Below are 12,664 nucleotides of genomic sequence, written 5' to 3'. Positions count from 1 at the left end.
AAATTCCTAATTATTCTGTGAAAATGTGTTGTTTGGTTTGATTTCGGCCATTGTGCTTAGCTTGATATAAAGCGTTGTCGGCACCTGAAAATATTTGCTCGGGACCAATATCAACTTGTTGTTGATATGTTGAGATACCACAACTGATTGTCAGTGGAATTTCGACATCTCTAAATTGAAAAGCTTGAGCATCTACCTGTACGCGTAATTGTTCAGCAAAGAGTAACGCCCCTTCAGCATCAGTATTAGGTAAGATTAAGCAGAACTCTTCTCCACCGTAACGAAATGCTCTATCAGTACTTCGCTTCAAACTTTTTTTTATATGGCTGGCCAACCAAATTAGGCACTGATCACCCGCTAGGTGCCCATGAGTATCGTTAACTGCTTTGAAAAGGTCGACATCAATTAGCACTAAACTTAACGCGGTAAGATTACGACGGCTACGACGGTATTCAGCTACTATTTTTTGATCATAAAATCGACGATTATGTAAGCCCGTTAGTTCATCTAAAACATTTTTACGTTCAAGTTCTTGATTAGCACTTTCCAACTCTTGCAAAGCTATATTCAGTTCTAATGTACGCTCCTGCACTCTTTCTTCTAGCAGGTCTTGACTGTCTTGTTGCTCATTAGCCAAGGTTTTCATTGTTTGCTCAGCGATGGTAACATTGCTTTTTGCAAGCTTAAGCTGTTGTAACATTTTTAGGTATTTTCTTCGGTAATGTCGATTCAAATATAAACCTAACAAGAGGGTAATTAAACTCCCTAAGAAAATTCCCATGCCAAAACATAGGTGCTCGGCATTTTGTTCAGTCATAGCACTACTTGCAGGCGAATATGTCATCAGCAAAGAAGTAAAACCTGCTATTTCTGCTCTAACCAATGACTTCATTTATATCATTTCTTTCTTTGATGGAAAATCAAATACCTTTGCGGCATTACGGCTAGTTTGCCAAGCTATCTCTTCTTGGTCAAGACCTGTAATACTGGCAATTTCTTTGACTATAAATGGTAAGTAACACGGCTCATTACGGCTACTTTTAGGTTTTGGTCGAATTGTTCGAGGTGTTAGATACGGAGCATCAGTCTCAATGAGTAATCGATTTAAAGGAATTAGACTTACAATATCCCGTAAACTTTGACCTCTACGCTCATCACATAACCAACCTGTGATACCTATATACATATCCGCGGCTATACACTGAGTGAGCTCAGATTTTGTGCCAGTAAAACAATGCGCAACCATAGCCGGAACTTTAGAAAAATAGGGTGATAACGTAGTAATCCATGGTTCAAAAGCATCTCTTTGATGTAAAAATAGTGGCATTTGCAGTTCTGAAGCTAAAGCAACTTGTTCACTAAATACTTTTTGCTGTTGTGCTGGTGCTGAAAAATTTCGATTGAAATCTAAACCACACTCACCAATGGCCTTAACTTGCTCTTGTTTCGCTAATAACTTGAGTTGCTCTAAGTAGTCAGCAGTCACATGATCAGCATCATGGGGATGCACACCTGCAGTGCTAAATAAAAAGTCAGGGAAACTTGTTTGATAATGCTGACACAAAGCTAACGCTTTCTGGCTTTCTGCAACACTAGTACCGGTAATCAACAAACCATCTAATTGAGCCTTTTGAGCTCGTCGAATAACATCTTCGCGATCTTTCTCAAAGCGTTTATTGGTTAAGTTAACGCCTATATCTATCAAAGTGCTTTTATTCAAATTAATCTCGATCTATTTAAGCCTTTTTACTTTAATACGTTTATTAGTATTTTCTTTTTGCAAAAACACAGAGGTAATCGCCCCTTTGGTTAACACCACGCGTTGGCCTGTTTTTAGACTAAGTTTATAGCTATCTTTTTGTTGCCACTTTTGACCATTCTCAAAGGTAATTTTCCATTGCCCGTAAGGTGTTTTACTTAATTTACTAATCGTTAGGGTAATAGAATTTATTTCGTTATCTAATTCTTCAGTTGTTTTTTTCACCTGTCCTTTAGAAAAAGCATCAACTTGTTCGGCGGTCAAGTCAGTTATTTCTGGTTCCACAATTACAGCACTGCGTTTACTTGTCAGTTGGTCAAAACAAGTAAGTCTTTCAGTATCTTGAGTTATTTTTACACAATCTTGAACTCGATCCGCAAGGTTTTCTTCTTTAGCTAACACTGTCGGAGATAATAATAAGCTAGTAATCACGGTAAAATATGTGAGTTTTATACTCTTTGTCATTTGTCATTTTCCTTTATATTATTCGATTCGTCTTCATCTTCTTCTTTATGATAAAACGAAGCAATAATAATACCGACTTCAAATAAAATCAGCATTGGCACGGCCAACATAGTTTGTGAAATAATATCAGGTGGTGTCAATAACATACCAATGACAAATGCACCTACTACAACATAAGGTCGCTTTTCTCTTAAGCTATCAGGTGTCGTCATACCTGTCCAACACATTAAGATAATGGCAATAGGAATTTCAAATGCGGCACCAAAAGCAAAAAACAGTTTTAAGATGAAATCTAGATAACTACTGATATCAGTCGCAATAACAACGCCTTCTGGTGCTACTGAAGTAAAAAAGGCAAATACTACCGGAAATACAAGAAAATAGGCAAAGGCAATACCACTATAAAACAGCAACGTTGAACCGAACATTAACGGGGCAATCATGCGCTTTTCATTACTGTACAAACCAGGCGCAACAAATGACCACACTTGATATAAGACAAATGGCATAGCAATAAATAGGGATAAAACCAAAGTTAACTTAAAAGGTGCAAAAAATGGTGACGCGACATCGGTCGCTATCATTTGTGACCCTTCTGGCATGGTCGCTAATAATGGCTGAGCCACGTATTGATATATATCTTGTGCGAAATAAACTAAGCAACAAAAAACTATCAATACTCCAAGAATTGATCGCAATAAACGATTACGTAGTTCTAAAAGATGATCAAAAAGGCTGGCGACTGGTGTTGAGGAAGTACTCATGGCTGAAGTTTATCACTTTCTGGATTAACTAGCTTATCTGGTTTTTTTACATTTTCTATCGGAGCACTTGAAATTTTTGGCTCTTCACTATCTTGAACCATCTCCGGCTCTACTTTAGCTTGCGGAGCTGAAGCTAAGGAAGAAGCTATCATTGATTCTAGTGGTTGTCTGTCGACCTTTTTGAAAGGCTCAGCCACAGAGTCGGCTGCTTCTTGCAACGATTTCAATGACGCAGCAACCTCAGGACTTAAATTTTCTAAGTTACTTTCTTCTGCTTTTTTTAAATTTGCATGTAATTCGTGTATGCGTAATTCTTCTGTAAGCTCAGATTTAACAGTATCACTAAATTTTCGAGCACCAGATATCCAGCCACGAAGAGTACGAATTGCAACCGGTAAGCGTTCAGGGCCTAAAATAACTAAGCCCATAATTGCTATGAGGATTAATTCCCAAAAGCCAACGTCAAACATACATTAAGCCTGATCTGATTCTTTAGTCTTACTTTCTGTTGTTTTGACCACTTCTTCTGTAGTGCTCTTTGAGCTATCAGCTAAAGTATCTGATGTTTTTTCTGCACTATTTTTTTGTTCTTTATCTTCACCGATAGCACTTTTAAAACCTTTAATCGCTGAACCTAAATCACCACCTATATTACGTAGTTTTTTAGTTCCAAATAATAACACTACAATCACAGCAACAATAACTAGTTGCCAAATTCCGATTCCACCCATAATAATTAACTCCTGATATTTGATGCTCGCATGACGAACCTATATGTTAGCCCATGCTTTATGTACCAACATTATATACCTAAATAATGCAGGGAAACGAGCAAAAGCAGTAAATGAATTGGTAAATTATGAGCTAAAACAATATTTATACCATGGGTAAACATCTCCCAATCAAATTACAGCGATCCAAAAAGGCGACTAAGAAGTCGCCTTTTGTTTGAGGTGCTTTAATTATCGACAATAAAATTCGTAATTATTGCTTACTAAAACTTATATGACGTATTAACAAAGAAGGTACGGCCAACAACATCGTAGATATTTGGCACTGTATTCATATCATTACCATCTGGTACTTCTTCAGGTTCAGTATCAAATAAATTTTTAATACCACCTGTTACTTGCCACGCATCATTAATATGATAAGCCGCTGAAACGTTATGATAAATCACATCATCAGTAGTGTAGCCATCGCCGTCCATACCTTGAATATAGTTAGCTGTATAAAGTAAATTTACGTCTTCTGTTAAATCGGCGCTAACGGTTAAATTAGATTTTAGCTGTGAGTACCCCCCCATATTGCCGCCAATAGTACCTTCATAGCTAATACCGTCTTCTTCAAATTCAAGTAAATAAGTCGTATCAAACATGACTTTGAACATGCCAGCAGTGTAGCTAACATTCCAATCAATACCTGAAGTATTCTGCTGACCAATATTGGTTAACGTAGAGGTCATTTCCGATAAGTCTCCACCCGGTGTAATTCCGATAGTATCACAAGCAACGAGATCATCTCCGAAACACTTATTCATTTCATTTTGCACGTTCACACGGCTAATAGCGTTAGTAATATCAAACTGCCAATAATCCATAGTAGTAGATAGGCCTTCAGTAATTTCCCACACAACACCCGCAGTAAATGATTCACTTTCTTCCGGCTTTAAATCCGCATCACTGGTGTAATTTACTAAGATTTGTGAATCTTGTTCGTTGTCCCAAGGGTCAGTTAAATAATCAAAAGAACCTGAGTTACCACCGTATAGCTCACTCACACTTGGTGCTCTAAAGCCCGTTGCAGCCACCGCTCTAAACATTAAACCATCAGTAATACTGTAAGTTGCACCTAACTTCCAAGTAGCTGCACCACCAAAGGTTGAATAGTTATCATAACGAGTCGCGGCTTCTACCGTGAAAGAGTCGGTTACTGGTACAGATATTTCACCATAGATAGACTGTACAGAATAATTACCTTCTGTGGGATCTTGCTGTGCCGCGGTACTTTCACCAGCCTGAGTAATTAAATCAGGTGTGTAATATCCACTTTCAAAACGACTTTCAACTCCAACGGCATAACCTATATCGTGCTCATTAACGCCACTATAACCTGCGGCTAAAATGAATTGTTCATTGCCACCTTCATTTTGCTCGGTGTACATAACGCCTTCACTGGCTAAGAAGTCGTTACTCATGGGATCACCGCTGAACCAATCGTCTTGATGATTGTAGATACTTTTTTCCATGTTCCCTGCGTGAATCGAGTTACCAACACTATCTTTTGAGTCATTACGACCATAAGTTGCCGACATATCCCACTGTGAATCATTACTTAAGTAACCAGTCAAACCAACAGAAGCACGATAGGTATCTGTTTCTTGACCGTAAATACGTGGACCGGCATCTGTCATGCGACGTCTATATTCTAGTTCTTCTGGCAGAACGCCATTTTCATCTTTGAATTGATCGGTATAGTTATCATCTAACAAACTTGTATCTAAGTCGATTGAAGCTGGTTGCGGTGCCATTTGTTGATTTGACTCACGGCGGGTATACATAAATTCAACGCTTAATTCAGTATCATCCGCTATTTCAGAGTTAAAGTTAGTGAATAAGCTTAATAATTCATTGGGTGTTTGTGCATAACTATCGTCGGTATAATCGTAAGACTCTTCACGTGGAACAAAGCCACCTTCACCATCTGGTACCATTCCGCCTAAAGAACCTCCTGGTACAAATGAAGATTCACCTGCAGGGACAAAATCACGATCCGATTGGATAATTTCACCACGGTTTGAATATTGGGCGCCAACAACTAAGTTACCACCAGCAAAGTCACGACCATGTAAAAGACTAAAACCCCCACTTTCGCCATCACCTTTGTCGGTAATACTGCCATCAGCAGTTATTTCAGTGCCTTGAAAGTCTTTCTTAGTGATGATGTTAACAACACCAGCAATGGCATCTGAGCCATAAACTGCTGAAGCACCGTCTTTCAAGATTTCAATGGTCTGAATCATTGAAACAGGGATAGTATTTAAATCTACTGAAGAGTCAGCACCAGTACTTGATGCAACCATACGTCGACCATTTAATAGCACTAACGTACGTTGCACTCCCATACCACGTAAGTTAACAGTTGCCGAACCACCTGAACCGTTATTAGACGTTGAACCTAAGCTCATACCTGCAGCAGCGGGTTGCATTGATAATATTTCTTGTACTGAGGTGAAACCACTCTTGGTGATAAAGTCTGAAGATATTACCGTTACTGGGCTGGCGCTTTCAATATCGGTTCTGTTAATGCGAGAGCCTGTTACGGCAATACGCTCTACTTCTTCAGCGCCTTCTTCGGCAACTGCTTGTACTGAGGTCACTGATGTTGCGGCAAGGGCAATCATCACTGCTCGATTTACTATATTCTTTCTGGCTGTTCTTAGGCTCATTACTTCTACCTTTTTATCGTTAGTTTGTTGGTAACTGATGTTTATCAATTGCCATCAATACTGCTGGATTTAATAGAAGAAGTTCGTTTTCAAGTGTTGTAACTTAGTTAAACCTGTAACGATGTGGTTACTTTTGCATACAAACATGTGACCAACTGTAAGTGAATTGGCTGTTTTATCGTCAGATGAGGTGAATGATTTTGCAGACATAAAAAAACCGACATAAAGTCGGTTTATTTAAACAATATATATTACTGAACGTTAATCAAAAACCATGGTGTTTTTAAGTTTAGATAAAGCATTTTTTTCTAACTGCCTTACACGTTCGGCTGATATTTGGTATTTATTAGCTAGCTCTTGTAACGTTGTTTTATCTTCGGTTAACCAGCGCGTCTTTATAATATCTTGACTACGTTCATCAAGCGTTACTAATGCTGTTGATAAACGTTTATTCGCATGGTTGTCCCAATTATCATTTTCAACTTCAACCGCTAAATCTGATTGTTTGTCTTGAAGGTATTGAGCAGGTGAAAAGCTACTGGAGCCAAGATTATCATCATCATCTTTTGATAATTCAAATGCTTGATCATGGCTACTCATACGAGATTCCATTTCCATAACATCTTTCGTTGTTACACCAAGGTTTTCCGCTACCGTATTTACTTCTTCAGTGCTGAACCAGCCTAAACGTTTTTTATTTTTACGTAGATTAAAAAATAACTTACGCTGCGCTTTGGTGGTAGCAACTTTTACAATGCGCCAATTTTTAAGCACAAATTCATGAATTTCTGCTTTGATCCAATGCACAGCAAAAGAAACTAAACGTACGCCTACTTCAGGATTAAAACGTTTAACGGCTTTCATTAAACCCACGTTGCCTTCTTGCACTAAATCGGCATGTGGTAAACCATAACCAGAATAGCCTTTAGCAACATGAATAACAAAACGTAAGTGCGACATAATTAGCTCTTGCGCCGCTTGTAAATCATTTTCATTGTAGAGGCGAGTAGCCAAATCATGCTCTTTCTCCGCAGTTAGCATAGGAATGCTGTACGCAGATTGCATGTATGCTTCGATACTACCACTCTTTGGTAAGGTAAGTTGCATTGCTTCACTCATAAAAAACCCTCTCCTTCTCTCTTTAATTCGCCCGCGATAATAACATATATCGACACTATTTGCGATAGCGGGGACATGAACATTAGCTTAATAGATAGGGTGGCACAAGGCGATCTTTCAAATTTATTGTGAATTAAATGTGACGATTTGTAAGCTTAATGAATTATCAAGAATAAACAGTTGGTTATACATGTTAAATTTCGAGAAGAAAGTTCAGGAATATTGTGTAATTTCACAGTTAAGTACACCAATAAAGCTAACTATTCCCTTAAAAATGGGTGTAAAACCAAGTGATATTATTCTGTACTCTCTTTTAGATGAGTCTTAAATGGCTTTAATCTGCATTAGGTTCTATCGCTTTAATATGCTGGCTTACCGAGATATAACTTCCAACTAAGGCAAGCACAATGGCAAAGCCAATCAACATTAGTGCTTCACTGCCGGATAATCCCTGCAATTGAAAGTTACTTTGATAAAGCTCACTTAAGTCACTAATAGCATAACCTAAATACCAAGCCAGAAGAGTCACAGCGATACAAGAAAGTATGCCGCCAAAAATACCGTACCAAATACCTGAATACAAAAACGGTCTCTGGATAAAGCTATCTGTCGCGCCAACCAATTTCATAATAGCGATAGCATCTTTTTCATTTAAAATAGCTAATCGAATGGTATTGCCCACAATAAGTACCACAGATAAACATAATAACAAGGCTACACCGAGTACAATATCTTCAAGTAAACGGGCCATCGCTTCTAATCGCGTTAACCATTCTAAATCAAGTTTTCCTTGTTCAACTTCTCGTTCTTTGCTCAATTTTGCCAACAAAGCATTAGCCGCTTGTGCTTGGCTAGCTCTTTGCGTTGGTGTTACCAATAACGTTGCTGGCAATGGGTTTTTATCAAGATATTCAAGTGACTGACCAAAACCAGATAAAATTTTAAATTCTTTCAATGCTTGTTTAGCTGAGATGTAGCGCACCTCTGCTACATCATTATAAAGACTAATGCGCTTTATTAAATTTTGTGCACTCTTCTCACTGGTTGATAATTTTAAAAATAAAGTGATTTGCGAGGCACTATCCCACTGCTCACTTACTTGTTCGGCGTTCTTAACAAAAAGATGCAAGGTTGCTGGCAATGCTAGACTGATACCTAAAACAAAAATTGTCATCGCTGTGGTAAAAGGCGTTCGCCATAGATTACCTAAACTACCTACCGCTTGCTGAAAATGTCGAATAGGTAGCGTTAAAAGCCGAGCCAATAAACTTGAACGCGCTTTTAAACCGCTACTATGAATATTGCTCATCAGACGTCCCCTGTGCTTGTAGGCCATCAACAATACCATCATTAATCATGGTGCCCTCTTTCAACGTCAGTGTTCGGTATTTCATACGCGCAATTAAACCTAGATCATGAGTAGCAATAAGTACGGTTACACCAGCGGCATTAAATTCTTCAAATAAACGAATAATATCTAACGATAATTTGGGATCTAAATTTCCGGTAGGCTCATCGGCAAGAAGAATAGGCGGCTTATTAACAATCGCACGAGCAATACCAACACGTTGTTGTTCACCACCCGAGAGCATATGAGGATAACACTTCAACTTAGCGCTTAAATGCACTTTCTCTAATGCAGTCGCCACACGCTTTTTAATTTCACTGTGACTAACACCCTCAATAATTAGCGGTAAGGCAACATTATCAAAAACAGTACGATCTTTAAGTAAGTTATGACTTTGAAAGATCATCCCGATACCGCGGCGTACATAAGGCACTTGCTTATATTGAATATCGGAAAGTTCGGTGTGATTTACTTGGATACTACCAGAGCTGGGTTTTTCCATTAATGAGATTAATTTTAATAAGGTACTTTTACCTGCTCCTGAATGGCCAGTTAAAAATGCCATTTCACCGCTTTCTAGGCTAAAACTCACTTGTTTTAATGCTAGAAAACCGCCTGGATAGGTTTTATTTACCTTATTGAAATTAATCATATTACTTTAATACTTTGTACGAATAAGTGGGCTAACTTAGCACAATTAGCCTGTGATACCAATCGGACTAATTGATTGTCCACTTAGTAGGGGGTTAAAAGGCTAGAGGCAAGACATTGGTTGAAGAAAATGGTTATTTAGAAGAATACTGTCCTGTGCTCAGAACGACTGAGTTATTAATGATTACGGCGCATCTTTTATTAAGGCAAAACCATTAATAAAAAGATGCTGCAACAAGTAGGGCTTACAAAAAACGTCCCAAACGAGACGCTTAGAAGCGGAGTAAAAATTTATTCATAGCTACTTACTAAAAAGCGCGTCAATGAAATCATCACTATTAAAAGGTCTTAAATCATCGATACCTTCACCGACACCTAAATATCGAATAGGAATACTATGCTTATCTGCAACAGCAAAAATAACACCACCTTTAGCGGTACCATCTAATTTAGTAATAGTTAAACCTGTTAAACCAACCGCTTCGTCGAACAATTTGGTCTGACTTAAAGCATTTTGACCTGTGCCAGCATCAAGCGTTAGCATCACCTCATGAGGCGCATTAACATCTAACTTTTTCATTACCCGCACAACTTTTTTCAATTCTTCCATCAAGTGAGCTTTGTTTTGCAAACGTCCAGCAGTATCCGCAATGATAATATCAACTTTACGTGCTTTTGCCGCACTGATTGCATCAAAAATAACCGAAGCACTATCAGCACCGGTATGCTGAGCAATAACAGGAATATTATTGCGCTCACCCCACACTTGTAATTGCTCTACAGCCGCGGCTCTAAAAGTATCGCCCGCCGCTAGCATTACTGATTTACCTTGCGCTTGAAATTGCTTAGCTAGTTTACCAATAGTTGTGGTTTTACCGACACCGTTAACACCGACCATCAAGATAACAAAAGGTCCATCGTCTTCAGGGATAACTAACGGCTGACTAACATCTTCAATAACTTTCTTTAATTCTATTTTAAGCAAGTCATACAAAGCAGACGCGTCTTTTAACTGCTTGCGATTAGCACTTTGTGTTAATGACTCTATAATTTTCATTGTAGTTTCAACACCAACATCCGCTAAGAGCAAATGAGTTTCTAACTCTTCAAATAAGTCATCGTCAATTTGTTTGCCGCGAAACAAATCAATTAAGCCGCCACCTAAATTTTGTCTGGTTTTACTTAAGCCTTGTTTTAAGCGGGCAAAGAAACCAAGCTTACTTTCAGCTTTTTCATCAACAATTTCTTCAACTTTAGGTTCAGAGTCTGCAGCTGTATCGGCTTGTGTTTTCGATACATCTTCAAGGGTTTCCTCTACAGCCTCAACATCATCGATTGATTCAACCTGCTGCTCAACAGCTTCCATTTCAGCTAATAATTTAGCTTCAGGTAGCTCTTCACTAGTCAATTCTGTTTCAACAACCTGAGCATTTTCTTCGCTTACTGAATCTTCCGTTACGGAGTCAACAGTTACCGCTGCAATCGCTACTGCTTCTGTAGTCTCAGCTGCAGAGTCCTCGAGCACATTAACATCATCGTTAACAACGTCGGCAGTAGCTTCTTGCTCTACTGCGTGTTCTGTTATTGATTTTTCTGCTTCATTGACAACTGACTCAACCATTTTCTCATCAAGTTGTTCAACCGATTCAGCGACAGAGAGAGCTTCATTGTTATTTTCTTCAGTGCTCGGTTGCTTTTCTTTTTTGCCAAAGCCTAACCAAGACAACATACCTTTTTTCTTCGACACGTTTTGCTACCTAAATATATTTCAGTATGAATTTGTTTGGTCGTTATACCAAACAAAGATAAATATGTTTGGTATAACGACCAAACAAGGATAAAATTGGCGCTATATTAGCACTTAATAGCAAAATTGTCAGTGATATGAATCAAGCAAAAAAACAACTAAGTAAAAAGCTCCTTTCTGGGAGAGGACAGGGTAAGTCTGCCGGTAAAATCCGTATTATTGCCGGTAAATACAAAGGTAGAAAATTACCGGTATTAATGGCAGAGGGATTACGCCCAACAACCGATAGAGTTAAAGAGACTGTATTTAATTGGCTCATGCCCTATATTGCTCAAGCCAATTGCTTAGACTGTTTTGCTGGCTCTGGTAGTTTAGGTTTTGAAGCGTTATCTCGTGGTGCCGATGAAGTAACCTTGGTGGAATTAAATAGAGCCGCAGCGAACCAATTACTTGAGAATAAAGACTTACTCAAGGCTGATAACATTAATGTTATTAATGATAATGCGCTTGTTTTTCTTAAAAAAGATCCTCTTAAAGTAGGGTTAACCGCAAAGTCAGACAAACCCTTTGATTTAGTTTTTCTCGATCCTCCTTTTAGAAAACAATTGGTCGAACAAACCGCACAATTACTAAATCACTTTGGTTTGGCCGATCAGGCACTCATTTATGTAGAGATGGAAGCAGATAGCACACAAGTTATCCCAGCTAACTGGCAATTAATTAAAGAGAAAATTTCTGGCCAAGTTGTTTATCAACTGTATCAATATCAGGGATAATTTCATGCTGTGTATTTTAGGAGACCATTAATATGTTTATTGATTATCTCGACACGCCATTGGGCTTGTTTGAATTTATGGCAACCGAGCAAGGTATTTGCCAAGCCATATTTTGTGGTGACCAAAGTTATGATGATAAAAAAGGTGAACGCAAAGCCAATGACATCACTGCTCTTTGTAAACAGCAATTAATAGAATACTTTGCCGGCCAGCGTCATATTTTTACCGTACCATTAGACCCTCAAGGTACTGAATTTCAACAATCCGTATGGGGTTGTTTAGCAAAGATTCCATTTGGTACTGTGAAATCCTACGGCGAAATAGCCAAGATGCTCGATAAACCAAAAGCCTCACAGGCTGTTGGTGGCGCTAATGGTAGAAATCCCATTACGTTGATTGTACCTTGTCATCGCGTTATTGGTGGTGATGGTTCATTAACAGGTTATGCTGGTGGTATTGAGCGTAAATTATGGTTATTAAATCATGAAGGGGTTGAGGTAAAGCAAACCAATAACAATGCCAAGTTAGATATCAAGAATGTTATTAATAAGCGACAAGCAAAAACACAATTCCTACGCTAAGGCTTT

The 12,664-nt window shown here is 38.5% G+C and carries 13 protein-coding genes; 2 read left to right on the top strand and 11 right to left on the bottom strand.

Annotated elements, in window-relative coordinates:
* Nucleotides 1–10 precede the first annotated feature (10 nt).
* The 11 genes from CXF79_RS06210 to ftsY form a co-directional block, all read right to left on the bottom strand.
* On the bottom strand, nt 11–892 hold the full coding sequence (locus CXF79_RS06210) for a GGDEF domain-containing protein (RefSeq protein WP_232769093.1): 882 nt from the start codon (nt 890–892) through the stop codon (nt 11–13).
* Nucleotides 893–1,720: a TatD family hydrolase gene (locus CXF79_RS06205; protein WP_232769092.1), complete on the bottom strand. Its 828-nt coding sequence runs from the start codon at nt 1,718–1,720 to the stop codon at nt 893–895.
* Between the two features lie 12 nt (nt 1,721–1,732).
* Nucleotides 1,733–2,224, bottom strand: coding sequence for a hypothetical protein (locus CXF79_RS06200; RefSeq protein ID WP_101154359.1), 492 nt, complete (start codon nt 2,222–2,224; stop codon nt 1,733–1,735).
* On the bottom strand, nt 2,221–2,988 hold the full coding sequence (gene tatC / locus CXF79_RS06195) for a twin-arginine translocase subunit TatC (protein WP_101154358.1): 768 nt from the start codon (nt 2,986–2,988) through the stop codon (nt 2,221–2,223). The genes CXF79_RS06200 and tatC overlap by 4 nt, the downstream gene beginning before the upstream one ends.
* Nucleotides 2,985–3,458, bottom strand: coding sequence for a Sec-independent protein translocase protein TatB (gene tatB, locus CXF79_RS06190; RefSeq protein ID WP_101154357.1), 474 nt, complete (start codon nt 3,456–3,458; stop codon nt 2,985–2,987). The genes tatC and tatB overlap by 4 nt, the downstream gene beginning before the upstream one ends.
* Before the next feature lie 3 nt (nt 3,459–3,461).
* Entirely contained in the window at nt 3,462–3,719 is a 258-nt protein-coding gene (gene tatA, locus CXF79_RS06185; RefSeq protein ID WP_011041038.1) for a twin-arginine translocase TatA/TatE family subunit, read from the bottom strand.
* A gap of 263 nt (nt 3,720–3,982) precedes the next feature.
* Nucleotides 3,983–6,436, bottom strand: coding sequence for a TonB-dependent receptor plug domain-containing protein (locus tag CXF79_RS06180; RefSeq protein WP_101154356.1), 2,454 nt, complete (start codon nt 6,434–6,436; stop codon nt 3,983–3,985).
* A 261-nt stretch (nt 6,437–6,697) separates the two neighbouring features.
* The gene (gene rpoH, locus CXF79_RS06175; RefSeq protein WP_011041036.1) at nt 6,698–7,555 is read right to left on the bottom strand and encodes an RNA polymerase sigma factor RpoH; all 858 of its coding nucleotides are present in this window, start codon (nt 7,553–7,555) and stop codon (nt 6,698–6,700) included.
* 334 nt (nt 7,556–7,889) lie between these two features.
* A complete protein-coding gene (ftsX, locus tag CXF79_RS06170; protein ID WP_011041035.1) occupies nt 7,890–8,864 on the bottom strand; it encodes a permease-like cell division protein FtsX in 975 nt (324 codons plus the stop codon).
* Entirely contained in the window at nt 8,848–9,555 is a 708-nt protein-coding gene (gene ftsE / locus CXF79_RS06165; RefSeq protein WP_101154355.1) for a cell division ATP-binding protein FtsE, read from the bottom strand. Before ftsE ends, ftsX begins: the two co-directional genes overlap by 17 nt.
* A 300-nt stretch (nt 9,556–9,855) precedes the next feature.
* Nucleotides 9,856–11,301 (bottom strand): signal recognition particle-docking protein FtsY, encoded by a 1,446-nt coding sequence (gene ftsY, locus CXF79_RS06160; protein ID WP_011041032.1) that lies wholly within the window; start codon nt 11,299–11,301, stop codon nt 9,856–9,858.
* Between the two features lie 137 nt (nt 11,302–11,438).
* Here ftsY and rsmD point away from each other — a divergent pair, with 137 nt between their 5' ends.
* Together rsmD and CXF79_RS06150 are read left to right on the top strand one after the other, a co-directional pair.
* Nucleotides 11,439–12,077 carry a 16S rRNA (guanine(966)-N(2))-methyltransferase RsmD gene (gene rsmD / locus CXF79_RS06155; RefSeq protein WP_011041031.1) on the top strand — a complete coding sequence of 213 codons (639 nt, stop codon included), beginning with the start codon at nt 11,439–11,441 and terminating at the stop codon, nt 12,075–12,077.
* 32 nt (nt 12,078–12,109) lie between these two features.
* Nucleotides 12,110–12,658 carry a methylated-DNA--[protein]-cysteine S-methyltransferase gene (locus tag CXF79_RS06150; protein WP_101154354.1) on the top strand — a complete coding sequence of 183 codons (549 nt, stop codon included), beginning with the start codon at nt 12,110–12,112 and terminating at the stop codon, nt 12,656–12,658.
* Nucleotides 12,659–12,664 lie beyond the last annotated feature (6 nt).

The organism is Colwellia sp. Bg11-28, assembly GCF_002836245.1.
GTDB lineage: Bacteria > Pseudomonadota > Gammaproteobacteria > Enterobacterales > Alteromonadaceae > Colwellia > Colwellia psychrerythraea_A.
Note: the sequence above shows the minus strand (reverse complement) of the source record. Positions and strands in the feature narration are given on the sequence as shown.

Excerpts from the sequence above, each read along its gene's own strand:
- CXF79_RS06210 (WP_232769093.1), bottom strand. The coding sequence starts at position 892 with ATGAAGTCATTGGTTAGAGCAGAAATAGCAGGTTTTACTTCTTTGCTG.
- CXF79_RS06200 (WP_101154359.1), bottom strand. The coding sequence starts at position 2,224 with ATGACAAAGAGTATAAAACTCACATATTTTACCGTGATTACTAGCTTA.
- tatC (WP_101154358.1), bottom strand. The coding sequence starts at position 2,988 with ATGAGTACTTCCTCAACACCAGTCGCCAGCCTTTTTGATCATCTTTTA.
- tatB (WP_101154357.1), bottom strand. The coding sequence starts at position 3,458 with ATGTTTGACGTTGGCTTTTGGGAATTAATCCTCATAGCAATTATGGGC.
- tatA (WP_011041038.1), bottom strand. The coding sequence starts at position 3,719 with ATGGGTGGAATCGGAATTTGGCAACTAGTTATTGTTGCTGTGATTGTA.
- CXF79_RS06180 (WP_101154356.1), bottom strand. The coding sequence starts at position 6,436 with ATGAGCCTAAGAACAGCCAGAAAGAATATAGTAAATCGAGCAGTGATG.
- rpoH (WP_011041036.1), bottom strand. The coding sequence starts at position 7,555 with ATGAGTGAAGCAATGCAACTTACCTTACCAAAGAGTGGTAGTATCGAA.
- ftsX (WP_011041035.1), bottom strand. The coding sequence starts at position 8,864 with ATGAGCAATATTCATAGTAGCGGTTTAAAAGCGCGTTCAAGTTTATTG.
- ftsE (WP_101154355.1), bottom strand. The coding sequence starts at position 9,555 with ATGATTAATTTCAATAAGGTAAATAAAACCTATCCAGGCGGTTTTCTA.
- rsmD (WP_011041031.1), top strand. The coding sequence starts at position 11,439 with ATGAATCAAGCAAAAAAACAACTAAGTAAAAAGCTCCTTTCTGGGAGA.
- CXF79_RS06150 (WP_101154354.1), top strand. The coding sequence starts at position 12,110 with ATGTTTATTGATTATCTCGACACGCCATTGGGCTTGTTTGAATTTATG.